We start from the raw sequence: 25,271 nt of genomic DNA on the forward strand, positions 1-25,271 counted from the left end.
TAGGTGTATAGCGTAGGTGGGGACAACAGACAACAGACAACCGACAACCAACAACTGTCACCCTGAGAGAAGTCAATTTGCTCTTGTATTTAGAAGAATATTTAAAAGACATTCAATAGCTTTATAAAAAAAAACGTGCTTAATAAAAACCTTAACTACCTCATCGCCCTAGTATGGCTAGTAAACGGCCTCTTTTGCAAGGTCTTTAATCTTGTGCCCCGCCACCAAGAAATAGTAGAAACCATATTGCAAGTGTATAATGGCCGCCCGTTAACCATAGCAATCGGCCTTGCCGAAACGGGTATGGCTTTGTGGATAGTCAGCAGGTATAAACGAAAACTTAATGCAATCACCCAGATTGTTATAATAGCCAGTATGAATATTTTGGAGGCCATTTATGCGCCCCACATCCTGCTTGGGGGGAAATGGAACGGGGTGTTTGCGTTCCTTTTTATTTTGGTAATTTATGCAAACCAATTCCTTCTTAAAAAACGAGCGTATTAGTTTATTTTCCTTTTTAAAAGACCCACGAACTGAAAGTGAAACAATTTAAAGCAAAAACCCCCAAAAGAATATACTCTGGGGGTTTTCAATTAATATCCAGAATTTAGTTATTCCACCATAATCTTTTTTACCATTGTTTGTCCGTTGTCCATTCCAATACTTAGAAAATAGATGCCATCTGCATATTGGGAAAGGTCCAGACTGTGCGTATTAGTGTTTATTGCATTGTTTTCTAACAGCACTGCCCCCAATTGGTTTACGAGTGTTAGTTTGGTTATAACTCTACTTGAACTTATAGTTATAAATTTATTTGTTGGGTTGGGATAAACACTCACCGAAGCATTGTCTTGAAAGTCACCAACGGATAGTAATGGGTTTTGAAAAATATAAGCAGACCCCGCACGGTCCACTGTGTCTCCTCCTGCGGCATCCTCATCTTCCCAAGGTGCACCCACAATCAATTGATTTGCATCCATTTCAACATTCCAGCCGTAAAAATCCTCAGGTGCCAGGTCATTGCTCTCTACTTTTTGGATTTCAGCAAAGAGTCCACCAGTCTTTTCATACACGTAAACCTCTCCTTTTTCCGACCCGTAAGGGTGCGGAGCACTCACAACTAAATGGTTGTTTTGGAGAAGGCAATTCCAGCCAAAATTTGCTTCTAAGGAAGGGGAAGAAGCAGTAATTTTTTGGGTTTCGGTCCAATTGCCAGTGCCGTCATCCTCAAAAATATAGGTGGCACCCTCCCCGCCCGCATGGCCGTAGGCTCCTACCGCAATACTTGTATTGGATATGGAGACCGAGGTGCCAAAATAAGCTTGCCCCATAGCATCGGAAGCAATTATTCGCTGTACGTGTTCCCATACTCCACTGCTATTTTTCATGTATATATGGGCCGCTCCCTTAGTATTATCTTCCTCACTTGCTCCTATTACCATATAATCACCAGCAATGGCTACTCCTATTCCAAAAATATCATTTTGCTGCGGGTTCGGACTCATTATTTTTTGAACCTCATTCCAGGTGCTGCCAGATTTTTCAAAAACATAGACACTTCCGGTCCATACATCTTCCCCAGGAGCGCCAACAACAATGGTAGTCCCTTCCACGTCAAGAGAAGTAGGATTCATTCCCATTTTGGCTTCTGCACTATAATCACTGGCAATAAGTTTGGTATCGTATTCCCAGGTAGAACCGTTAAGCTGATAAACATATAAAGCTCCGGTCCTGTCCAAGCCAGAAACATTTGCTCTCCCAGCAGCGATTACCATAAGGTTGTCTGTTAATTTAGCTCCTCCTCCATATTCAGCACCCATATTTGGATCCGGGGCAGTGAAACTTTGTTGAAAAGACCAATCGCCAGCAGCATCTTTATGATACACGTAGGCTGCACCCGAAGCAAAATTCTCCCGAGAGGTTCCCACTACAGCATAGGTATCAAGAATTGCAACAGAGGTTCCATATTCTGCGCGATCCTCACGATTTTCGCTAACTACTTTCGCCTCTTGGCTGTATTGCGCTCTTAGGCCGGTAACACCCAATAAGCAGAAAAGGATAAAGAGATTTTTTGTAATGTTGGTTTTTGTCATTGTATAAATTTTAGAATTAGTATTGTTTAAAAAGAAAAACAAAGAGGATTCACTAAAACTTTTTTGAATCTTTCTTTTTTAATGCTGCCCTAAAAATAGTTACAACTGCATTTTAAGACTAAAAAAACAGTTGGACATTTTGTGACATGTGCCAATTAATTAAGTGACATACCCTTAAATGGAAGCCAAGTAGGTGTGAAGGGGAAGATTGTCGGGCACATCCATCTTCTTTGAAATACGTTCCTTTCTTTTGCGACAGGATTGGGGGGTGATATTTAATAGGGAAGCAATTTCCTTATAACTCAAATTCATATAAAGGAAAGTCAAAAAGCGGATATCATTGGAAGTTAATTGCGGATGTTTTGCCCTTAACCTATCCAAAAAGCCCTGGTTCAATTCTTCAAAGTGCACAAAAAAACTGTCCCATTGGGCATCCTTCTTTAAATGCTTTTTCAAATCGTTAATTTGGCTTTTTAAGGAGGTATTGGTTGTGATTTCAGTATTTTGTAATAGCGATTGAAGAACTTCCTCAATCAATTCATTTTTACTCGCCATATACATGGCTTTTGCTGTCAATTCACGATTTTTAACCTCCAGTTCGTTTTTAAGACGCTCCTTTTCCAATAACGCTGTTGCTTCCTTTTCACGGTGCTGTTCTTCCAATAATAAATGATCGCTTTTTTCCTTCTCCAGTTCCAACTCGATAATCCGTTTTCGTTGCTTATGTTTAAGGGAATTATTTTTATACATCCAAATTAAAAAACCCATAAAAATTACAACAGCCGTAATGAGTAAATAGAAAAACTGCTTTTCGCTTTTTAAGGCCTTTTTGCTTTCCATTAGTTCGTGTTGGTAATTCTTGATTTGGAATTTTACCTTTTCACTTTTAAACAAAGCACTGTTTTTAATAGCATACAGCGAATCTGTAGATATAATTACTGAGTCCTTATAGGCCATTGCCGTCTTAAAATCATCGGTTTTCCCGTAAAGAGTGGCTAGCCTATCATAGACTTCAATACGCTCTTCTACATTATCCTGAAGGGAGCGTGCAAGCAAGGCGTAATCCTGAGCCGTCTTGAACTGATTTTGTTCTTCATATATTTTAGTTAAGATTAGCAGTAGCGTTATTTTATCGTTCACGGTAATCTGTTCCTTCAAAAGGGAAAGATTCTCCAGCTGTGGGAGAACTTCCAAGGCCAATTTTTCGGCCGCAAAGTATTGATGTTGCAGGAGGAGGTTTTCCGTCTTTGCTATTCTTGCCAATAATGAAACATTAGGCATATTTATTAATAATGGCAGTGCTTCCTCAATATAACGACTGGCAAGATCCACCTTTCCCAGTTTGTGAAGCACTAAAGCCAAGTTAATGCCATAGGTGCCTATCTGTTGGTTATCATCAAGTTTCTTCGCAATTTCATAAGCTTTTAAAAAAGATTCTTCTGCCTTAAGGAAATCCTTTTCCTCTACATATAAAACGCCAATGTTATTGAACACTGCCATTTCTTGGCGCGGCCCAAGGTGTTTTATGGCAATGTCATAGGCCTGTAGATAATACTGAAATGCCTCGCCATAATCCAACATTAAATAATAGTTGGTGCCAATATTCAAGGTGGCATTAAATGCCTTGAGATACCAATCATTGCGAATTGCGATTTCCTTTGCTCCAATGAGCTCTTCAATAGATTTAATATGTTCTTTTTCGGCCAAATACTTTACCCCAAGATTGATTCGATCCGCGACCATTTCTTGGGTTTCGGATTGAGCAAAAAGTTGAAATGGCATTAAAACCAATAGCAACAAAAACAAGAGGTAATAAATCGCCTTCATTATTTAGAGGTAAAATAGGATGTTTTATTTCTAGCGTAAACCTCCTTTAAGACTTTAAATAGCACATTTGTGTTACACAATAATTACAAATATATTAAACTAGGAACTTCTTTTTATTTGGAAAAATGATATAAAACGGCAAGCTTTGATTAAGTGAGATTATATTATATAGCTAACATTTTTTTAATCCGGCATCAATATCAGAGCATTTCTTGTATATTTTAGTAAATTACACCAATCTATACCCTCTAAAAAAACGCCTGGCGTAATATGTTTTCCTTTTTAAAAGACCATCCCTTTGCCGTGGAGGCTTTTTTTGAAAGCTCACTGGTGCTTACCTTTGCCGTGCCCAAAGAGCAATTAGTGCATTTGGTGCCCGAATGTGTGGAGGTGGAAACTTTTGATGACACTTGGGGCTTTGTGGCCTTGGCCATGGTGCAGACCAAAAACTTACGCCCCAAAGGGTTTCCGGAATATTTGGGCAATGATTTTTTCCTAACGGGCTATAGAGTTTTTGTACGCTACACCAACGCAATAGGTAAGAAATATCGCGGACTTTACATATTGAAGTCTGAAACCAACAAACGGAAGATGGAGTTTTTTGGGAATTTTTTCACCCATTACAACTATTCCACTACAGATATAACCGTAACGGAAACCGACAAACAGTTACAAATTGATTCCAAAAAATCTGGACTGAAGGTAGTGGTATCAACCGAAACAACGGAAGTGCCCCTGCCCGAAAACTCTCCTTTTGAAAACTGGAAGGAAGCGCGCAAGTTTGCCGGCCCCTTGCCCTTTACATTTACCTATACTCCCGAAATTCAGGAAGTCTTGATTATTGAAGGGGTGCGGACAGCCTGGAAGCCACAGCCTGTAAAAGTGCTGGCGCAACACAGTGATTTTTTGGATTCGCTACAACTGGAAGGAATGGTGCTTGCCAATGCCTTTATCATTAAAAACATTCCCTATCGGTGGAAAAAAGGAAGGAAGGAACTATGGCAACCTTAAGAAAACCTTTTCAGGGCGTAACAAATATTGTTCGGTTTAATTGGCACTTTTATGTTTTGGCGCTTGCCACAGTGGGGGTATTATTTTTTTTAGGATTCTTTTTCCAAAATTCTTTTGCCTGGATGGCTTTTGCCATAGCGATAGTGATTGCTGTAGTGACCTTGGTTTCTTTAAGTGTGTCCTGCTACATTTATGATTTCTCTGGGTTGTACTACTTTAAATGGATGAATGAATTTATTCCTGCAGAAGGAAATAGCATCGTAAACATACACGCTGGGTTTGATGAGACCAGTGAAATTTTACATCAAAAGTTTCCCCAAAGCAAATTGACCGTTTTGGATTTCTATAATCCCGAAAAGCACCCCGAAGTCTCCATCAAAAGAGCCCGAAAGGATTATCCGCCTTATCCCGGCACCCAACAGATCACCACTACCACCATCCCGCTTGAAGACCAAAGTGCATATTCTGTTTTCCTGATTTTTGCAGCGCATGAAATACGTGACCCTAAAGAGCGGGAGCTGTTTTTTAAGGAATTGCGAAGAATTGTTTCAATTAATGGAAAGGTAGTGGTTACCGAGCACCTTCGGGATGTTCCAAATTTTATGGCCTATACGGTTGGCTTTTTTCACTTTTACAGCAAAGCTTCTTGGAAGAAACTTTTTAAAACTTCCGGGTTTAGGGTCTCTTCTCAATTTAAATGCACGCCTTTTATATCCACTTTTATACTTGAGCCCAATGGAACTTCATCTTAAAATAATAGGAATTATTTTAATACTGCTTTCGGTAGTCCACGTTCGCTTTCCGAAGTATTTTAACTGGGCGAAGGAGCTGGGTGGAATGAGCCTTATAAACAGGCAGATGATGTATGTGCATACTTTTTTTGTAGCACTGGTAGTCTTTTTGATGGGGGTGCTTTGCGTTTCCTCGGCTGGTTTATTGGTTACTTCGGAATTGGGACATAGAATGTGTTTGGGCTTGGGTGTGTTTTGGGGATTACGATTGTTTTTTCAATTCTTTGTATATTCAAAAGAGCTTTGGAAAGGCAAGCGTTTTGAGAGCGTTGTGCATATAGGGTTTTCGCTTCTATGGGTTTATTTTACGGTAGTATTTTGGATTGTTGGATTGTTAGACTAATATTTCTTTTCGGTTCTGAGTTCTCGGTTATCGGTTGTCCCCAGCTCTGCTGAAAAGGCTTGTGCCTCCGCTAAAGCTTCTGCGACACGCGGACGGCAGATAAGGGTTATGGGGTGAAGAAGTGATAATCAAAAATCTTATTTCCCTTCAAAACTTCTGTACCTCGTAAGCAACACATAGAAAGCGCCATAAGCAATAAAGCCCGCGGCAGTAAACGCCATTAAAATTCTACCAACGAGAGATTGGTCCAAAAACGAGAAAGCATCCTGTATGCCTTTTATGTCGTGGTTGCCAGTATAAATACCTGCACGTAAAAAGAAATAAGCAATAATAACTACCACAAAAGCACGGGCATAAAAACCGAATTGGCCAATAAGCCGGATGAAGGGGTGGTATTTATGGCCTTCCAAATTAAATTGATCCAGCAGCCCTCCTTTAAAAACCCCAACAATTAAAACGACCGATTGAATGGCCAATATAATACCCACGACAATAAAAATAATGGACAAGGTGGAGGAGCCCAAGAAGTTTAGATAGCGAGTGCCGGAATTCCCTTCGGGTATGTAGGTGAAAACGTGGAAGAAAGCGAGAAGCGCAACGAAGGTATAGACCAGTCCTGTGGTGAAAAGCCCGAAACGGCGCAGTTTTGCATTTCTGCTGTTGCCTAAATCTTCAGGGTCATTTATGCTTTGAACAAACATCCAAAACGAATAAAAGAGCAGCCCTACACCCAAAAGCATCAGGAGTACTTGACCAAAGGGTTGCTTTTTAAGAAATGCAAGGGCTTGGTTAGTGCCCGAACTTTCACCGCCCATATTAAGCGCTGCCAAAAAGGAAAGGATGCCTATTACCAAATAGATTACACCTTTTGAGGCAAAGCCTATGGTGGCAGCTATTTTATAGGATTTTTTCACTTAATGAGATTGGTTTTTTGGCAAATGGTGCGCAAAGGTACAATTAGAATGTGATTTTTTTGAAGGGATGAGGATTTGTGATTTATATCTTTCGTACACTGATGTTTCGACAGGCTCAGCATGACATTTGCTTCGGTAGGCCTAGCACGACATCGTAGGGATTTAGGGTGGTATTATTCCAAATGATCTATTAATTTTTCGAAGGAGAGTATATCATCCCCCAATCCCATTTTTCTGCGGAGGGTTGCTTTTTTTGAGTCCACCTGTTCATTGGTTATGCCCATAAGGGATGCTATTTCCTGAATGGAAAGTTGGAGTTTTAACATGCAACAGAAAGCTATATCATTATCAGATAAATTTGGAAACATTTCCGAGAGCTTTAATGCAAAAACAGGATGCACCTCTACAAATTTGCCTTTAAAGTATTTCCAGTAATTATTTTGACCCAAGATATCCTTTATTTTTTCAGCCAGTACCTGGGAACTAACTGGGTTTTCTCGACTGTCCAATAATTCCATCAATCTATTTTGAAGGTCGGACATTTCCAAAGACACCTGTACTAATTCCTTTTCCTTATTGGCGAGGGTTCTCTCCCGCTCTATGCGTAGTTCGCCTTCCAAAGTGTTTTTCTCTTCTAATGCTTTTTTGGAGATTTCCAAGCTGGAGACAAGTTCTTGTTGCAGTTTAAGTTTGTTTCTATTTGATTTAAAGAGAACAAAACCAATAGCAAGAATAAGCATAAAAATAAGGATACTCAGCAGAAGGATATTGTCCTTTTTATTGTTGTTTTCAACCAACAGTTCATTATTTTTTTTCAGCACAATATTCTTCTCCCGTTGTATTCCATTTTGATATGTTTCCTGAAGCTCCAGTGCCTTTGCCTTATTGATAGCTGCGTTTATTGAGTCCTTTAAAAAATCCATTCTTTCAAAAGATTGCAATGAATTTTCGACCATGCCTTTTTGACTATAAGTAGCGACAGCTTGCTTTAAAAAATCTATTTCGTTATCGGCATTCATTTTTAACCCTGGCTTTTTTGCATTAGACTTTACCCTGTTTATCACAGTTAGCGCCTGGCTGTATTGTTTATGGTTATTTAAAAACTCGAGATAGCGAACACTTATCTCCATAAACCTAGTTGAGTTTAGCTGAAAAGAGCCTTCATAGGCTTTTTGAAAAGCATCTTGGGCTTGCTGTGTTCTACCGGTAGCTTCATAAACCTGTGCCAAGTTACTTACGCTTAACCACATATACTCCATATTATTAATCTCCCGAAGACCGTTTTCTGCTTCTTTCAGCGCTTCTTCAGCACCTTTATAATTCTCTTCTAGCTGAATGAGACAATCAGCATAAGAGAGCAATGTATAGTAATAATTTGGGCCTTTACTTTTTGCAAATATTGGCAGCACTTCTTCATATATATCCTTGGCAAAGGCATAATCTGTGTTATTATAATATAGGTTTGCCAGTTTTTGCTTCACTATATACAGCTCTCTCTTGTTTCCAGCTTCAGTTAGAATGGCAATGGCTTTTTTAAGATTTTCCAGTGCTTTTTCGCTGTTCATCATATAATTGTAGTTGGAACCTATTTCACCATAGGCCACTCCTTCTCCTACTCGGTTACCTGCCTTTTTATAAAATTGTATTGCACTATCCAGTGCTTCCAAAGACTCCTGATAACGAGCTACCATGCGATAGTTAATTGCCAGATTAAGATACATTTTGGCATGTTCCAATGGAAATTCTTCAGTGTACTCCAATGCTTTTTTCATGTAGAATTCCGCAGAATCGGGAACAGCCAATCTATTGTACTGTATGCCTATATTGCTGTATGTTTTGCCCACTAAAGTATCAGGAAGTTGTGAGGAATACTGCAAAAGACGAAACATATAAACTTTAGCAGAATCTGGATTTGAGCGAATGCTTTTTTCTATTTGTTGCTTAAGTTTTTCTATCTCAGTGTTTTGCGCTTGAATACTTAAAAAAAGGCAAAGGAATAGAACTAGAGAAATTACTTTTTTCATACGTAGGTTTGGGGGTATAAATATAATTGTAAATACTTTAATCAGGAGAAGGGAGAGGATTTTTAACTTTGTTGTAGAAGGGAAATAAGTAAAAACAAATTGGTTGGTATACCTATACAAAGTATAGTATTGTGGAATATTTCCATTTAAAAGGAAATATTCCTAATAATTGGATTTGTTTCCCTACATTTGTTTTCCCAGCAAAAAATAGATGCATTCACAACTTTTCGCAATTATAGACGTAGAAACTACTGGTGGTGGCATTTCAGGAAATCGCATTACTGAAATCTGCATTGCTCTTTTGAAAGATGGCGAAGTAATTGATAAATACACCACACTTGTAAATCCCGAGCGAGACATTCCGTTTCATATTACAACGCTTACCGGTATTGACAACGAAATGGTAGCAAACGCTCCCCGTTTTTTTGAAATTGCCGAAAAAATAGAGGAATTTACAAAGGACGCTATTTTTGTAGCGCACAACGTTAGCTTTGATTATAATGTTATTAGGGGCGAGTTTCGGCTTTTGGGGCAGCATTACAACCGAAAGAAACTTTGTACCGTCCGCCTTTCGCGCAAATTGATTCCGGGGCATTTGTCCTATAGTTTGGGAAGGCTTTGCAACACCATCAACATTCCGCACCTCAACCGCCACCGTGCGGAGGGCGATGTGGATGCCACGGTAATTCTCTTTCAACGATTGCTTTCGTTGGATGAAGATTTCAGCACTATTAATTCCTTTTTGAACCCGCGTTCCAAACAGGCAACGTTACCACCGCATATTCCTACAGAACAGATAAACGAACTGCCAGAAGAAGCTGGTATCTATCTTTTCAAAAACCAAAAGCATCAAGTTATTTATGCGGGAAAGGCCAAGAATATTAAAAAGCGGGTATTGAGCCATTTTTATGATAAGAAAACAAAGGAATATCAACTTGGGCAAGAAACGCATTTTATAGATTATGAACTTACGGGGAATGAATTGTTGGCGCTTTTAGTGGAATCTGAACATATCAGAAAGCATTACCCAAAATTCAACCGGGCGCAGAAATGGCCTGCCACCACCTATCAAATCATAAGTTATGTAAACCAGCGCGGCATTATCCAACTTGCTTTGGGAAAAACAAAGGTGCTGCACGATTCAGTGGGCACGTTTTACAACAAGACCGAAGCCATTGAAAAGCTGGAGGAAATATGTGAGACTTTTAAATTATGTCCGCGGTTTTGCACCTTACAGAGCACTTCTGAAAAATGCTCCCACTACCGCATCAAGAATTGTGAAGGCATTTGTGAAGAAACCGAAACCGTTGCGGCATATAATCTAAAAGTACAGGCTGCCATTCAATCTTTAAAGGAGAACAAACTAAGTTTTGCCATTCAAGGAAAAGGAAGAACGCAGGGTGAAATAGCTTTTGTTTTGGTTGCGGAAGGACAATACAAAGGTTTCGGTTTTTTTGACCGTAGTGAAGCTATTTGCAATATTGAAGATTACGAACCTTTTTTGAAACTTCAGCAGGCGAGTTACCATACTCACGCGATAATTCGCAGTCATCTTAAAAAGCATGGGGAGCGGAATGTGGTTTATTTTGAAGAACCTATTCGGCTGACAGCCCATAGAATAAAAGCTATTAAGAAAAAATCACCGAAAGACAATATTTTCTCTGATTGGAGATGAAAACATCCCCTCCTAGCCTCCCCTTCAAAGGGGAGGAACTAATTACCTAAAAATTCGTTAGATTCGAAAACGCAATTTCACCAAAACTCGTGATTACCCTATCCGCTTTGCTGTAATCCTGATTTACGGAATGTGGGCTTTTAAAACCTACGCAATAAATATTTGCGGCTTTGGCAGCTTCAATTCCGTTGGTGGAATCTTCAATCACCATGCAATGGTCTGTGTGTTCCTCTGCAAGTTCAGCCGCTTTAAGGAAAATTTCTGGGTGTGGCTTTGAAGCTTTTAAATCGGCGCCGCTTATTTTCGCCTTAAAATATTTGTTGAGGTCGAAACGCTCAAAAATACGGTTGATGTTTGGCATAGATGCCGAAGAAGCCAAAACCAAAGTAAGGCCATTGGCGTGATAATCTTTTATTAATTCGCGTACACCTTCCAAAAGATCGAGATCTGAATCATTTTCAAAAAGATATTTAAAGTGTTTTCTTTTTGTTGAAACCAGATGTTCTGGAGTTTCAGAAAGATTGAAATGCTCACAAAGTGTTCTGCAAATAGGCAATGTTGCCTGTCCTGTAAAGGAATCATACATTGCTTGGCTCACATCAATTTTCACATCATCAAACATTTTGAAGTAAGCTTTTCGGTGCAATGGTTCGGTGTCTACAATAACCCCATCCATATCAAAAAGTACAGCTTTTAGCATTTCTTTATTTTTTTGCGAAGGTAACATGGATTGTTGGAATTTTGGATTTTTGGATTTTTTTGGAATTTGGAATTTTATAACAATAAAGCACTTCGACTGCGCTCAGTGTGACATTTTATATTTTAGCACGTTGGTACTGTAGTGGCCATTCCACATCTACATTTAACTCTTTTGCAGCGTGCAAAGCAAAATACGGTTGTCTTAAACTTTCCCGTGCATAAAGAATTAAATCTGCTTTTCCTTGTTTTAAAATCTCTTCGGATTGCTTGGCGGTTGTAATTTGCCCAACGGCGCCGGTTAAAATATTCGCTTCTTTTTTAATCTTTGCCGCAAAAGGAACTTGATAACCCGGTTCACTCGGAATGGTTGCTTTTGGAACATTTCCGCCGGAAGAGGTGTCGATTAAATCAACGCCCAATTCCTTTAGCTTAATTGAAAGCTTTACGGAATCTTCAATAGTCCAACCGCCTTCGGTCCAATCGGTTGCTGAAATTCTAACAAATAAAGGTTTTTCTTTGGGCCATTCTTTGCGAACTACTTCCGTTACTTCCAGCAAAAACCGAATTCTATTTTCAAAACTTCCACCGTATTCATCCGTTCGCTCATTTGCCAAAGACGAATAAAATTGATGAAACAAATAACCGTGTGCCGCGTGGATTTCAACCACATCATAACCTGCTTTTTCTGCGCGAATAGTTGCTTCGGCATAATCTTTTTTCACTTTTTCAATTGCTTCTAAATCCATGGAAACCGGAGCAGGTTCTCCCTCACGAAATGGCAAAGCCGAAGCGGAAACAGTTTGCCAACCGTTTTCAGCATGAGGAGCAATTTTTCTAGCGCCATCCTTTGGTAATTGATAGCTTGCTTTTCTACCTGCGTGTGCGAGTTGAATTCCAATTAACGCGTTTTGGGAATGAACGAAATCTACTATTTGTTTCGACTTTTCTATATGTTCATCTTTCCAAATCCCCATATCGCCGTGCGTAATTCTTCCTTCAGGCGAAACGGCAGTTGCTTCCTGAATTATCAGTGCTGAACCACCAACGGCGCGACTTCCCAAATGCACAAGATGAAAATCATTCGCAAAGCCATCAACGCTGCTGTACATGCACATAGGCGAAACGACCATTCGGTTTTTGAAAGTTGTGTTTTTTATTTTTAGTGGGGAAAAGAGGATGCTCATATTTATTATTAATTCTTTATTGCTATTATTTATTTTTTGATTGGTCTTCGACTGCGCTCAGACTGACAGAAATTTAAAAAATCCATACTTCTTTCTGTTTTTTAAATATTCTAAATCGTTTTCGAAGTGATATGCTTCTCTTTCAAAGGAAATATTCCTGTAAGCTTTATGGCGATCTTGATATTGAATTAATCGAAGCAAAAATTCAAGTCCGTAAAATAAATAGAAAAAAACAACCAATAATTCTGCCTGTTGGCGAAGGTGAATTTGTTCGTGATTTAAAAAAACAACATCCTCCTTTTGACCGTGATGCTTTAAAACTATAAAAGGCCAAAGCGTCATTCCTGTGAAGTTTTTTCGGAGAAGTTTTGGACTGACTATTAGGATCAAATTGTTTCAGGTTTCAAATTATAAAAATTAAATATTTCTGATGGGTTAATTTCCATTCACTCTTCGCTCTTCGCTAATTCCTATTCCCTATTTTATTTTTTCAAAAATTGACGCAACACATATTGAAGAATCCCCTCGTGTTGATAATATGCAACCTCAATGGGTGAATCCAAGCGTGCGATTGCCTTGAATTCAATTTCCTTGCCATCCTTGTTTTTGGCAGTCACAGTTACTTTTTTTGAAGGAGTTAAATCATTTTCAATTCCGGTAATATTGAAATGTTCATTTCCTGTCAGGCCGTGTGATTTTGCACTTTCACCTTCCAAATATTGAAGTGGCAGCACACCCATCATAATCAAATTACTTCTATGGATACGTTCATAGCTTTCTGCCAAAACGGCTTTTATTCCCAAAAGAAAAGTTCCTTTTGCAGCCCAATCACGAGAGGAACCGCTTCCGTATTCCTTTCCTGTTAGCACTATAAGCGGGGTTTTGTCGTTTATATATTTTTGGGCTGCTTCATAAACGGTCATTTCCTCACCTGTTGGGAGATAAGTTGTGTATCCGCCTTCTTGTTCTGCCAATTGGTTTTTGATGCGGACATTCGCAAAAGTTCCGCGAACCATCACTTCGTCATTCCCACGGCGCGAACCGTAACTGTTGAAATTTTTCTTTTCTACACCTCTCGATTTCAAATATTGTCCTGCAGCGGAATCTTCAGCAAAAGCTCCCGCTGGCGAAATATGATCAGTTGTAATACTATCTCCCAAAACCAAAAGTGCTCGTGCTCCTTTAATATTTTTCAGTTCCTTCGGTTCGTCGGAAAGATCACGGAAAAATGGAACTTCTTTTATATAAGTGGAATCGTCATCCCATTTGTAAATTTTGTCATCCGGCACTTCAAGATTTCGCCAAATTTCATTACCGTCGAATATTTCGTCATAGTTCTTTTTGAAATCTTTTGGCGTCAAAACTTTTTTCATCACCTCGTGGATTTCATCATCCGTTGGCCAAATATCCTTTAAATATACAGGCTTTCCGTTTCGATCGTTACTCAATGGCTCGGTAGTAAGATCAATATCCACTCTTCCCACAAGAGCAAAAGCCACGACCAACATTGGCGACATCAAAAAATTCATTTTTACCTGTGGATGGATTCGCGCTTCAAAGTTTCTGTTTCCTGAAAGTACTGAAGTTACTATTAAATCATTTTCTTCAACCGCTTTTGAAATTTCTGGAGGAAGTGGCCCTGAGTTTCCAATACAGGAAGTACAACCATAACCCACCAAATGGAACTGCAATGCCTCCAAATCCTTCAATAAATCTGCTTTTTCAAGATAATCCGTAACCACTTTTGAACCTGGAGCAAGTGATGTTTTTACCCAAGGTTTTACGTCAATTCCGTGTTCTCTGGCCTTTTTGGCAACAAGTCCCGCGCCAATCATCACAAAAGGGTTGGAAGTATTGGTGCAGGAAGTAATTGCAGCAATTGCAACGGCACCATCTGAAACCATGAACTTTTCATTGCCGTGTGAAATCCAAACGGTTTTAAAACCGTTTTTCATTTTTGCCTCAATTTCTACATCGGGAGCTGGGTCGTGCGGCTGTTTTGCGGGCTGGCTTCCACCTTCCTCCTTCCAACGGACAATGGCTTCTTCCCTTTCAGAAGGTTCTATATATTTTCTGCCGAAAGAACTATGTTCCAATTCAATAAACTTATTCTTTAAGTCTTTCAGTAATATTTTATCCTGTGGGCGTTTTGGGCCAGCAACGCTAGGTTGAATGGTTGAAATATCCAGTTCCAAAATATCTGTATAGTTTATTTCGTCTTCGTCTTTTCGCCATAACATATTTGCTTTGCAATAATCTTCAACCAATTGGATTTGTTCCTCACTTCGGTTGCTGCTTCGCATATATTCCAAGGTTTTATTGTCAATAGGGAAATAGGTTATAGTACAACCAAATTCCGGCGACATATTGCCAATAGTTGCTCTATCCGGCACCGAAAGATTGTCCAAACCAGGGCCGAAAACCTCAACAAATTTCCCAACTACGCCGTATTTTCGCAACAAGTTGGCGATGGTTAAAACCAAATCTGTTGCCGTTGTTCCCACGGGAAGTTTCCCCGTAAGTTTCAATCCAATTACTTCAGGACTTATAAAATATATAGGTTGACCGAGAATTGCGGCTTCGGCTTCAATTCCGCCAACGCCCCAAGCTACTACGCCAATTCCGTTTACCATCGGGGTGTGGCTATCGGTTCCCACCAAAGTATCTGGAAAAACCATGCCGTCGCGGGCAATGGCTCCTTTTGAAAAATATTCGAGGTTTACTTGGTGACAAATGCCCATTCCGGGAGGAACGACGCTGAAATTATTAAAAGATTTCTGCGCCCATTTCAAAAAAGTATAACGCTCCTTGTTGCGCTTATACTCCTCTTCCATGTTTTGTTGATAGGCGTATTGGGCGGCAAAATAATCTACCTGCACACTGTGGTCTATCACCAAATCTACCGGAATCAGTGGATTTATTTTTGAGGCATCACCTCCTTTTCTCGCCATTTCAGAACGCAATGAAGCAATGTCAACAACTGCGGGAACACCTGTGAAATCTTGCATCAACACTCGGGCTGGTTTGAAAGCGATATCGTCCTCGCTCTGTTTTGGTTTCCAATTCAGAATAGATTCTAAATGATCTTTTGTTACTGAAAAATCGTCATAATTACGAAGTGCGTTTTCAAGAAGAATTCTAATGGAGAAAGGCATCTTTTTTATATTATGGCCTTGCTTTTCAAGTTCGGGAAGACTGTAATAGGTAAGTTTTTCTTTGGAAGTCTCGAGTGTTTTTTTGAGGTTGTAAATATCTTGCTGCATGACAATGTGAATTTTGAACATTAAATTTAGACAATAAAAACGGCGTCAGCACGCAAAGAGACTGCTTTAACAGGGCGTTAACAAAATTCTTCACAATTAAAGAAATTGTATTTTTAAATAAAACCTTTTTAAATAATTATTTGCCCAAACGAATGTTATGCCATCCCAATAAATTAGCCGTAAAGACGACTGCTTTATTATTTTTATTTAAATTAGCCGACATTAATAAAAACATAGAACGCATTGAAAAATGCTACCGCCTTTTTTCTACTTTTTATTTTCAGCTTCAACCTTGGAGGGTCTTATGTTATCTTTAAAATCCAGCAACATCAAATCCGAAGGGAAATAATCCATCAAATAAAGAAAGGTATTTCTGAAAAAGATTTGACGCGCATTACCGTTTCTTCCGAAAATGAAAACCAACTTATCTGGAAAGACCGTGAAGAATTCAGCTATAAAGGAACAATGTACGATATTGTTCACGTTGAAATTTTGAATGAAAACACCAAAGTTTACCATTGCATTTCAGACAGCCAGGAAACCAATTTGATCGCCAAATACAACAAAGAGCTTCAGAAAAAACGCAAGGATAAAAACAACCGGACCAATTCCGTAAAAACCGTAAAGTTTCTTCAGAAAATAAACCCGCTTCCACAGAAAGAAGAAGTGGCTTTTTCAAATAAAGTGATACGCCCCAATTATGTGTATCACGAAAATTATGCATCGCTTTCACTCGAAATCTCGAGCCCTCCACCCAAACAGGTTTTATAATTTATTTTGAAGCGATTCCGCTTCCCTTAATGCTTTCGGCGAATTTATAGCGCTGGGTAGCACATTTCCCAATTATAAAACTTTTAAAAAATGACAAAACTTTATTTGTCCCTTTTGGGACTGCTTATTACTGTATCTGTATTTGGTCAAGACAAACTTTCTGGAAAAATATATGATGCAGCCAACAACACCCCTTTGGTCGGGGCCAAAATAGAAATGAACGGCGCAGAGGTTTCCAGCACAGATGCTAGCGGAAACTTTACAGTTCCTTGTTCTGGAAACCAAACGATCAACATCAGTTATATTGGTTTTGAAACAACCAGCATTAATGTTAAAAACTGTTCGGAATTTTTGAATATTGGTTTAAAAACTTCTGTAAACGCGCTGGATGAAGTACAGCTTAGCGGAACTTTAGACAACAATAAAAAGGTGCTTGACAAACCCCTGTCCGTAATCCATCTTGAAGAAAAAGAGTTGAAACGAGGCACAGGATTATACCTAGACGATGCTATAAACGCAAACGTTCCCGGGGTGATTATGACCCGAAGAGGGGTTTCCTCTGGACAACAATTCAACATTCGTGGTTATGGAAATGGCGTAGGCTTTAAAGGCGCGACCAACAACTTTGACGGTCAAGGCTACAAAGTGTATTACAACAATATTCCGCTTACCGATGCGGAAGGAATTACAATGCTGGATGATATCGATTTCGGCTCCGTAGGAAGTGTTGATGTAATTAAAGGTCCAGCAGGTTCCTTATATGGCTTTGCTATTGCAGGGGTTGTAAACCTGACAACTATTCGCCCAGAAAAAGGTCAATCTTCTTTAGGTGAAAAAGTGACTGTTGGAAGCTATGGTTTGGCGCGTTTTACCACCCAGTTGCAAATGGGCCTTGAAAAATCATCGGTTTTGTTGAACTACGGCCACCAAATTTCTGATGGATATTTGGACCACAATGCATCCACCAAAGACTTTTTGAATGCCGTTTTGGATTTTCACCCAAGTGAAAAGCAATCAGTTAGCACCTATTTCGGGTTTAGCAATAGTTACGACGAACGCGGTGGCGAGCTTACCATTGGCCAATACGACACCTTGGATTACAGTGGAAACGCGCGTTACATAAAAAACAACGCCCATAGTGAAGTGATAAGCTTCCGTGCAGGTTTAAGCCATAAATACGATTTTACAAAATGGCTTTCAAATACAACCACGGTTTACGGTTCAGGTTTAAATACCAATGCTAGTTCTGCGGGTGGTTGGACAGATAAAGACCCAATTAATTATGGAACTCGTGTAACTTTTGATCTTAATTTTGACTTAAGTGAAGACTTCAGTCTTTCGGGAGTTGCTGGTCTTGAATTTCAAGAGCAACGTTCACAATCCATTAGCTACGGAATGGTTGAAAATCCAAACGATCCTGAAGGTTATAACATCATTGGCGCTGTGCGAAGCAACCAATATTCAAAATCGAAGAACAAATCGTTATTCACCGAATGGATTTTGAAAATGCCTTATGATATTTCCTTCACCGCCGGAGTTGGAAAAAGTTCTATGAACCTTGATCTTGAAGACCGCGCCTTCGATCCTACGAGTGGAAAGCCACAAATAATTTCAGCAAATTATGAAGATTTGTTTTCGCCACATTTCGCGGTGAACAAAATCTTTAACGATAATATTTCAGTATATGCTTCTTATAGCAAGGGCTACAAAGCGCCCGTTAGCGGTAACGTAATTATTGGAACTACTGGCGATTTAAATACAGGTTTGGAGCCAGAAGAAGGAGATCAGTTTGAAATCGGTTCGAAAGGAAATCTATTGGACAGCAAATTGCATTATGAAGTTGCTTTGTTTCAAGCGAAGTTCAAAAATAAATTCACCTCCGTTGCAGTTCCTGCTGGCGATGGCACAACGCTTTACTCATACATAGCGAACGGCGGCGAATTGAACAATAAAGGCTTAGAAGCATTGGTAAAATATACCGCTTATGAGTCTGCAACTGGTTTCTTCGAAAATGTGAGCCCCTATGTTAACGTTGCCTATTCTGACTTTAAATATGAAGATTTTGTATATCAATCCGTTTCAAGAGAAGGTGAATTGGTAACTGCAGATTATAGTGGAAAAGCCGTTGCAGGCGTTGCTCCATGGGTTGTAAATGCTGGGGTTGATTTCAACACCAATCTTGGCCTATATGGAACTGTTAACTATGCTTATCACGACCCAGTTCCGTTTACTTCAGATGGTTTAAATGTAGCGGACAGCTACAGTTTACTGAATGCAAAACTTGGTTACAGAATAAGTTTCGGCCATTTTGACCTTGATGCTTATGCAGGCGCTGATAACATTACAGGCGAAAAATATTACATTATGCTTTTCTTAAACCAATTGGATGATGCATACATTCCTGCGCCTTTGGATACCGTTTTTTATGGTGGACTTAATTTGAAATATAATTTTTAAAAGTTCAAATATCAGGTTGAGCGCAGTCGAAACCAAATGGGTAGTTCTCGACTGCGCTCGAACTGACAAATCAAAATATTTTTAATTTAGAAAAAATGAAGAAAACAATCCTATCCATCATCTGCGTATTGTCCCTCGTTTCCTGCGGAAGATTTGGAAACGAAGACAAAAAGAAAGATAATGAAGAGCGCATTGTTTGTATCTCAAAACAATACAGCGAGATAATTTATGCGCTTGGAGCGGAAGAAAATATAGTTGCCGTTGATGTCTCCAGCACCTACCCTCCCGAAATAAAAGATTTGCCAACAATAGGCTATCACCGTGCGCTTGCCGCGGAACCCATTCTTTCCATGAAACCAACCTTGATTTTGGAAGACAACAACATTGGGCCAGAACATGTGGTTACACAGTTAAAGGATTTAAAAATTCCGATGAAACAATTCGGGCAATATGAAAACACCATTGCAGGAACAGATTCGTTGATTCGCGAAATGGGCAACTATTTTCACAAAGAAAAAAAAGCCGAGGAACTCTGCAAAAAATTGGATGCAGATATGAATTACGCCAAACAACAAGCGCTTTGGTATGAAAAGAAACCAAAGGTTTTGGTAATACATTTTGGACAGGCAAACAATATTTATTTGGTAATGACCAAAAACAGTACCGCCGGAAAATTGATTGATTGGGCTGGCGGCGAAATGGCCGTTGATGGCGAACGCGGCATGATACAATTTTCACCCGAAGTGGTTGCGCAAAGCGACCCAGATGTAATCTTGCTGACAGATTTTGGTTACGATAAATTAGGTTCAACAGAAGGAGTGGGAACACTTCCTGGAATTTCAAGCACTCGAGCTTTTAAGGAAGGAAAAGTTTACCGTGTTGAGGAACACGATATGGTTTATTTAGGGCCAAGAACTGGGAAGAATATTATTGAATTACAAAATTTAATACACGAAGGTGAAGAAAAAAAGCAACTATAAAGGAACATTTCCAATTCTGTTGATCCTTTTGGTGATAATCACTTTTTTCTCCATTCGGTATGGCGCTGTTTCCATTTCGTTGGAAGAGATATTTTCTTCTTGCAGAAAATTCTTTACCGAACCCGAAAGTATGGATCTAACCGAACGTATTTTTATGGAAATACGTTTACCGCGAGCAATACTCTGCATTTTTGTGGGTGCAAGTTTAGCAGTTGGCGGAACTTTATTACAAGCTCTTTTTCGAAATCCCATTGTAGAGCCCGGGCTTATTGGTACTTCGTGCGGCGCGGCTTTTGGGGCGGCTTTGTATTTCGCTTTGGGAGCTACTTTTGGATTTAGTGTTGGAAAATGGACACTTCCTTTAGCTGCTTGTTTGGGAGCATTGCTATCAACAAGTTTGGTGTTTTTTCTTTCGCAATCGCGCAATAGTGGCAAAAGTTCCATTGTAGCTTTATTGCTTACGGGAATTGCCATAAATGCACTCTTTTTAAGCGGCGTTGGATTTTTAAGTTACATAGCCCGCGATCCACAAGCGCGTTCCATTGTTTTTTGGAATCTCGGAACCTTGAGCGGTGCCAATTGGACTTCCGTTTTAATCGTTGGAATCTCTACTGTTGGAACCATTTTAATTTCCCTTCGCTATGCAAAACATTTAAATGCGCTGATGATTGGCGAAGAAGAAGCTCAATTTCTCGGTGTAAATATAAAAAGCCTTAAATGGAAAGTCTTGCTCATCAACGTAATTATGGTAGCTGTGGCAACGGCTTTTGTAGGGGTTATCAGTTTTGTGGGCTTAATAGTACCGCATCTTTTAAGAATTATTAACGGCAGCGACAACCGTTTCCTTATTCGGAATAGTGCAATACTTGGCGGAATACTTTTGTGTGTGGCAGACTTAATTTCAAGAATGGTTTTGCGCCCTGCGGAACTGCCTATAGGTATTGTAACATCAGTGGTTGGTGTGCCGATTTTTATCTTTTTGTTGCAACGGAAAAATTACTTTTTTTAAATATATAAACATGTCCCTTCAAGCGCAGTCGAGAAGTCAATTAAATTTCAAAAGAGAAAGGTCTCGACTGTGCTCGACCTGACAAAATAAGAATGATTCAAGCAAACAACATAACATACCGAATAGGAAGCAAAACAATTCTGAAGAATATTTCAGTAAACTTTGAAGCAGGAAAGATAAACCTTATCCTCGGGCCAAATGGCGCGGGAAAATCTACGCTTGTAAAAGTAATTTGCAACCAACTGAAACCACAGGAAGGTTCTGTTTTTTATGAAGGCATTGACATCAGAAAAGCTTCTGTAGCAGAACTCGCCAAAGTACGAGCAGTACTTTCCCAAAACACAGAGCTCGCTTTTCCCCTAAAAGTAAAAGAAGTAGTAATGATGGGCCGTTACCCACATTTCTCAGTAAATCCAACAGCAAAAGATGAGCAGGCCGTTGAAGAAGCAATGCATTTTTTTGATGTTGAAGGAATGGCAGAGCGTGATTACCTAACCCTGAGCGGCGGAGAAAAACAACGTGTTCACTTTGCGCGTGTGGTTTCGCAAATATGGTATCCTTCTGAAAATGGTTGTAGATATTTGTTTTTGGACGAGCCGTTAACTTTTTTGGATGTGCATTACCAGTTTCAGTTTATGCACAAACTACGTGAACTTTTAAAACAACAGGATTTGGTAATTGTTGGTGTGGTTCACGACCTTAATCTCGCCGCAAAGTTTGCAGATCATTTGGTTCTTTTAAATAACGGCGAACTTCTGTCCGCAGGTACAAAAACGGAAGTGCTTACCCAAGAAAACATGAAAACCGCCTACCGTTTGGAACCCGTAATCCATAATGACGAAAGGGGTATGTATTTATTTTTTGAATAAAAAAGCCCCCGAGTCACAACATCCCGGGAGCTTTTTCCCCTCACACATATAAACCTAAAACTACTCTTTTACTATCTTTTTTGTCATAGTGCCTTTTTCAGTTTCTAGCTGAAGTATATACATTCCTTTTGCAAGATTTTCAATATTCATTTCACCATTTTCAAGCGTTGTCCCAGTATTCCTTCCCAACATATCAAAAAGGCTCGCACCTTTTATTTGTAAACCTTGTGGGGTATCAATTTTAATTACTTTAGAGGCAGGATTTGGATACACGGAGAAAGATTGCAAATTCTGGTCTTCCACCCCAAGAGAGTTTTCCTTAATGACAAACAAGCTGTATTTTCTGGAACCGCCAAAACCGAGTTCGGTAACGGTGCCGGTACTTGTATTTACCGTATTGAAATAAGACCAGATTACCCCATTTCTGTTCTGAAGCACTGCGTAGAGTACATTTGTACTATGGTCCACGGAAAACCCACTGCGCACCGGGTAAAGTCCGCCGGGGTACATATTTCCTACGCTAGTGCCCACACCCGTGGCAATGTCAATTGTAAAAAGATCGCCAGAAACCGCGTCAGCAGCATATACTATTCCGTTGTTATCAATTTCCATTGCCACAACGTTTGGGATTCCCGTACCTGTGCCTATTTCGGTCAATACGCCCGTAGTGAGATTAAGCGAATAAAAATGTGACCCATTCTCGTTATTGGGATCTGAGCTTATGGCGTAAAAAGTATCGTTGGTATAATTATAAGATAATTGGTTCATAAACTGACCGCCCACAATCCCCGAAACCGTGGCCGCATAATTCACAGCCCCAGTATTAAGGTCAATAATTCCCAAAACAAAATCTGGGGATTGGAATATAAAAGTATACATCACCCCGGCGTTGTTGTAATCGCCTCCCAGCATCGTAAAGGCGTTACTTGTAATCACAGTACCAAGTGGAAAATAAGGCCCCGCAAGTGGAATGGTGCCAAACTGGCCGGGATTGGTAAACGTTTCCATTACGTAAACATCTGTTGCTGGATTTCTAAAATCCTGTGCCTTGGCAGCATTAGAAGTCAGTATAAAACTGAAAGCAAAAAGAAAGATAATTTTTTTCATGATTTATGGTTTTTAAAGGATTATAACCATACATCGCGGGTTGGATGGAAATGTCATCATTGGTTTAGGTGAAAAATTTTGTAGTTTTAATCACATTAATGAAACTCACGTATGGACAAACTCATAAACTTTTTAAAAAAAAATGCTACACTCAGTACTGTATTTATAATAGCAATCGTTTATGTTGGCATCAACTTCATTTTCAGGGAAAGAATGGGGGCTATAGAAATTATAATTTCAATATTGACCATCTTATTTATCGTTTGGGGTTTTAACCTGCAGTTTTGGAAAAATAAAAGAAAAATTGACAGAGAAGAATGAGTTTAAATTTTATTCAATTTAAAAATATGAAAACCAAAATCACCCTTTTATTTGCTTTTATACTAACTACAATAAGTTTCGCACAAACTGCTGAAATGGAAATTTCTACAGAAACAACAGTAAATGAACCTATACCGTTTCAGATTGTGGAAGTTCCACCTCTCGCGCCAGACTGTAAAGTAAAGTGGAAAGTTGAAAAGCAAAAAAAATGCACCCTGGATTTCATTCTTAATCACGTAAATAGAAAACTTAATACAAATCTTGTTTCAGAATTGGGCTTAACTGGTTTTTTTAGAATAGATGTTACTTTTACTATAGATAAAGAAGGAAAGCCAAAAAATGTAAGTGCTTCCGGAGCACCGGAAATAATGAATCAAAATGCGGTAGAAGTAATTCAAGCACTCCCTACATTTACCCCGGCAATGCATAAAGGCGAAGCAGCCGAGGTTTACTTTAAATTTCCAATTGCATTTGATATTCAATAAAGTTGCTTCAGAAATTATTTTAACATGCTTCAACAACATATATTTATCATCCTGATTATTGGCTCTTTCTTTTCATGTAAAAATAACAACGGGAACCCCACCGCCCTTCTTCAAAAGCAGAACGAAATAATCTGCACAGACAACAGTTGTCATGGAACTTACATTGGGCCCGAATTCACAAATGGTTCAGATGTGGCACATCAATTCTCAAACAAAATGTCTGCTGAAGTTGGTAACCAATTAAAGCAACTTTACAAAGAAGAAAAATATTCCAAAGTAGATTTCCAAAACATTGAAATGTCTACAAAAGGCATGGGCTCGGGAAATGTTACATACACTTTAACCATTCCCTTCAAAACTGTTGAAAAACCTTGTCAAGCCTATACATCTTTTGACCATGTGGGCGGCTGGAACCACACTCCTGCATTGGCTTCAAGAAAAAACCAATTAGCTAAGGTTTTATTGGAAGGTGAAAATCTTGATATAAGCGAATTAAAAACAACTTCAGAAGGTCTGCAGGAATATTGGATACAGTGGAAGAATAAAGAAATTCAGTTAGACTGTTTAAAATAGAGGCAATAAATCTTTTTTGTAGCTTTAAACTTCAAAAAAATAATTTTCTGTTTGATAATGTTTTCGGGACACAACTTTAAGTTTTACAATAGAATAGAAAAAAAAGGAAATGCTTTCTCGGCGAGCAGATATGCGGCTTGGGAAGCAAAGAATAAAAAAAAACTTCAAAAAATGATAAAAATTGATCCCATAATAGCCGTAAAAGATGTAGAAGCCAGCTCGCAGTGGTATCAATCCGTTTTTGGTTGTAAGAGAAAGCACGGCGGCGATGAATTTGCGGTTTTAGTTTCTGAAAAGGATGAAGTTTTTATCTGCCTGCACAAATGGGGCGCTCACGAACATCCTACTATGATTAATCCTTCAATTACTCCCGGCAATGGGTTACTACTTTATTTTAAGACCGACAATATGGAGAAAATTCGTAAAAACGCTGACAAAACCGGTACTTCCATTGAAGAAGAAATTCACCTAAACCCAAACTCCACAAAAAAGGAATTTTCACTACGGGATCCCGACGGTTATTTCTGGACGATAACTGAATATCACGAATATGAAGGCTGAGTAAATTATTCCAAATCAATTTTTGAATAGTTTTGATTTCTATAATTTTCAACAAATATTTATCTTTAGGTTAAAAGAAAAACTAATCTAAAAAATAATTGCAATGAAAGATTTTAAAGTAGGCGACCACGTTAAATGGAATTCCGAAGCAGGCCACGTAAGTGGAAAAATTATAAAAGTACACCATTCAGATTTTCAATACAAAGGTTATACACACCATGCGAGCAAGGACGACCCACAGTACGAAATAAAAAGCGACAAGACAGACCATATAGCCGCCCACAAAGGTTCCGCGCTTTCAAAGGTTTAATAGC

General features: G+C 39.1%; 23 protein-coding genes. 15 read left to right on the forward strand and 8 right to left on the reverse strand.

The window, feature by feature from the left end:
* Nucleotides 1-135: 135 nt before the first annotated feature.
* Nucleotides 136-504 (forward strand): DoxX-like family protein, encoded by a 369-nt coding sequence (locus tag A7A78_RS05720; protein WP_278184086.1) that lies wholly within the window; start codon nt 136-138, stop codon nt 502-504.
* A gap of 107 nt (nt 505-611) precedes the next feature.
* On the opposite strand, the gene A7A78_RS05725 is transcribed toward A7A78_RS05720, so the two are convergent.
* Nucleotides 612-2,093: a T9SS type A sorting domain-containing protein gene (locus A7A78_RS05725; protein ID WP_068761496.1), complete on the reverse strand. Its 1,482-nt coding sequence runs from the start codon at nt 2,091-2,093 to the stop codon at nt 612-614.
* A gap of 174 nt (nt 2,094-2,267) precedes the next feature.
* A complete protein-coding gene (locus tag A7A78_RS05730; protein ID WP_068761497.1) occupies nt 2,268-3,920 on the reverse strand; it encodes a tetratricopeptide repeat protein in 1,653 nt (550 codons plus the stop codon).
* Nucleotides 3,921-4,190: 270 nt separating this feature from the next.
* Between A7A78_RS05730 and A7A78_RS05735 the strand changes: the two genes are divergently transcribed.
* Genes A7A78_RS05735 through A7A78_RS05745 form a run of 3 tightly spaced genes read left to right on the forward strand, consistent with a single transcriptional unit; the run spans nt 4,191 to nt 6,065 of the window.
* Nucleotides 4,191-4,931, forward strand: a complete 741-nt coding sequence (locus A7A78_RS05735; protein ID WP_068761498.1) for a DUF2071 domain-containing protein — start codon at nt 4,191-4,193, stop codon at nt 4,929-4,931.
* Complete coding sequence (locus tag A7A78_RS05740) at nt 4,919-5,683, forward strand: class I SAM-dependent methyltransferase (protein ID WP_068761575.1); 765 nt, start codon at nt 4,919-4,921, stop codon at nt 5,681-5,683. The genes A7A78_RS05735 and A7A78_RS05740 overlap by 13 nt, the downstream gene beginning before the upstream one ends.
* A complete protein-coding gene (locus A7A78_RS05745; RefSeq protein WP_068761499.1) occupies nt 5,667-6,065 on the forward strand; it encodes a hypothetical protein in 399 nt (132 codons plus the stop codon). Before A7A78_RS05740 ends, A7A78_RS05745 begins: the two co-directional genes overlap by 17 nt.
* Before the next feature lie 137 nt (nt 6,066-6,202).
* On the opposite strand, the gene A7A78_RS05750 is transcribed toward A7A78_RS05745, so the two are convergent.
* Both A7A78_RS05750 and A7A78_RS05755 read right to left on the reverse strand, forming a co-directional pair.
* On the reverse strand, nt 6,203-6,979 hold the full coding sequence (locus A7A78_RS05750) for a DUF1206 domain-containing protein (protein ID WP_068761500.1): 777 nt from the start codon (nt 6,977-6,979) through the stop codon (nt 6,203-6,205).
* 173 nt (nt 6,980-7,152) lie between these two features.
* On the reverse strand, nt 7,153-9,003 hold the full coding sequence (locus A7A78_RS05755; RefSeq protein ID WP_068761501.1) for a tetratricopeptide repeat protein: 1,851 nt from the start codon (nt 9,001-9,003) through the stop codon (nt 7,153-7,155).
* Nucleotides 9,004-9,214: 211 nt separating this feature from the next.
* On the opposite strand from A7A78_RS05755, the gene A7A78_RS05760 reads away from it, so the two are divergent.
* Nucleotides 9,215-10,678: an exonuclease domain-containing protein gene (locus tag A7A78_RS05760; protein WP_068761502.1), complete on the forward strand. Its 1,464-nt coding sequence runs from the start codon at nt 9,215-9,217 to the stop codon at nt 10,676-10,678.
* Nucleotides 10,679-10,724: 46 nt separating this feature from the next.
* Here A7A78_RS05760 and A7A78_RS05765 read toward each other — a convergent pair whose 3' ends face one another.
* Nucleotides 10,725-11,378, reverse strand: a complete 654-nt coding sequence (locus A7A78_RS05765) for an HAD family hydrolase (protein WP_068761576.1) — start codon at nt 11,376-11,378, stop codon at nt 10,725-10,727.
* A 115-nt stretch (nt 11,379-11,493) separates the two neighbouring features.
* A complete protein-coding gene (locus A7A78_RS05770; RefSeq protein WP_068761503.1) occupies nt 11,494-12,561 on the reverse strand; it encodes an NADH:flavin oxidoreductase/NADH oxidase in 1,068 nt (355 codons plus the stop codon).
* A gap of 131 nt (nt 12,562-12,692) precedes the next feature.
* On the opposite strand from A7A78_RS05770, the gene A7A78_RS15345 reads away from it, so the two are divergent.
* Complete coding sequence (locus tag A7A78_RS15345) at nt 12,693-12,887, forward strand: hypothetical protein (protein WP_165593549.1); 195 nt, start codon at nt 12,693-12,695, stop codon at nt 12,885-12,887.
* 156 nt (nt 12,888-13,043) lie between these two features.
* On the opposite strand, the gene acnA is transcribed toward A7A78_RS15345, so the two are convergent.
* Complete coding sequence (gene acnA / locus A7A78_RS05780) at nt 13,044-15,824, reverse strand: aconitate hydratase AcnA (RefSeq protein ID WP_068761577.1); 2,781 nt, start codon at nt 15,822-15,824, stop codon at nt 13,044-13,046.
* 243 nt (nt 15,825-16,067) lie between these two features.
* Between acnA and A7A78_RS05785 the strand changes: the two genes are divergently transcribed.
* The 5 genes from A7A78_RS05785 (at nt 16,068) to A7A78_RS05805 (ending at nt 21,910) form a co-directional block, all read left to right on the forward strand.
* Nucleotides 16,068-16,595: a hypothetical protein gene (locus A7A78_RS05785; RefSeq protein ID WP_068761505.1), complete on the forward strand. Its 528-nt coding sequence runs from the start codon at nt 16,068-16,070 to the stop codon at nt 16,593-16,595.
* A 90-nt stretch (nt 16,596-16,685) separates the two neighbouring features.
* A complete protein-coding gene (locus tag A7A78_RS05790) occupies nt 16,686-19,052 on the forward strand; it encodes a TonB-dependent receptor (RefSeq protein ID WP_068761506.1) in 2,367 nt (788 codons plus the stop codon).
* Between the two features lie 95 nt (nt 19,053-19,147).
* Complete coding sequence (locus A7A78_RS05795; RefSeq protein WP_068761507.1) at nt 19,148-20,032, forward strand: heme/hemin ABC transporter substrate-binding protein; 885 nt, start codon at nt 19,148-19,150, stop codon at nt 20,030-20,032.
* Nucleotides 20,010-21,041, forward strand: coding sequence for a FecCD family ABC transporter permease (locus tag A7A78_RS05800; protein ID WP_094746050.1), 1,032 nt, complete (start codon nt 20,010-20,012; stop codon nt 21,039-21,041). The genes A7A78_RS05795 and A7A78_RS05800 overlap by 23 nt, the downstream gene beginning before the upstream one ends.
* 92 nt (nt 21,042-21,133) lie before the next feature.
* On the forward strand, nt 21,134-21,910 hold the full coding sequence (locus A7A78_RS05805) for a heme ABC transporter ATP-binding protein (protein WP_068761508.1): 777 nt from the start codon (nt 21,134-21,136) through the stop codon (nt 21,908-21,910).
* 60 nt (nt 21,911-21,970) lie between these two features.
* On the opposite strand, the gene A7A78_RS05810 is transcribed toward A7A78_RS05805, so the two are convergent.
* On the reverse strand, nt 21,971-23,017 hold the full coding sequence (locus A7A78_RS05810; protein WP_068761509.1) for a T9SS type A sorting domain-containing protein: 1,047 nt from the start codon (nt 23,015-23,017) through the stop codon (nt 21,971-21,973).
* A 347-nt stretch (nt 23,018-23,364) separates the two neighbouring features.
* Here A7A78_RS05810 and A7A78_RS05820 point away from each other — a divergent pair, with 347 nt between their 5' ends.
* From A7A78_RS05820 to A7A78_RS05835, 4 genes are all read left to right on the forward strand, one after another.
* Nucleotides 23,365-23,823: an energy transducer TonB gene (locus A7A78_RS05820; protein ID WP_165593550.1), complete on the forward strand. Its 459-nt coding sequence runs from the start codon at nt 23,365-23,367 to the stop codon at nt 23,821-23,823.
* A gap of 24 nt (nt 23,824-23,847) precedes the next feature.
* Nucleotides 23,848-24,396, forward strand: coding sequence for a hypothetical protein (locus A7A78_RS05825; RefSeq protein ID WP_068761512.1), 549 nt, complete (start codon nt 23,848-23,850; stop codon nt 24,394-24,396).
* 171 nt (nt 24,397-24,567) lie between these two features.
* A complete protein-coding gene (locus tag A7A78_RS05830; RefSeq protein ID WP_068761579.1) occupies nt 24,568-24,957 on the forward strand; it encodes a VOC family protein in 390 nt (129 codons plus the stop codon).
* A gap of 103 nt (nt 24,958-25,060) precedes the next feature.
* Nucleotides 25,061-25,267 carry a hypervirulence associated TUDOR domain-containing protein gene (locus A7A78_RS05835; protein ID WP_068761513.1) on the forward strand — a complete coding sequence of 69 codons (207 nt, stop codon included), beginning with the start codon at nt 25,061-25,063 and terminating at the stop codon, nt 25,265-25,267.
* Nucleotides 25,268-25,271: the final 4 nt, after the last annotated feature.

The organism is Aequorivita soesokkakensis, from assembly GCF_001641085.1.
GTDB classification, from domain to species: Bacteria; Bacteroidota; Bacteroidia; order Flavobacteriales; family Flavobacteriaceae; genus Aequorivita; species Aequorivita soesokkakensis.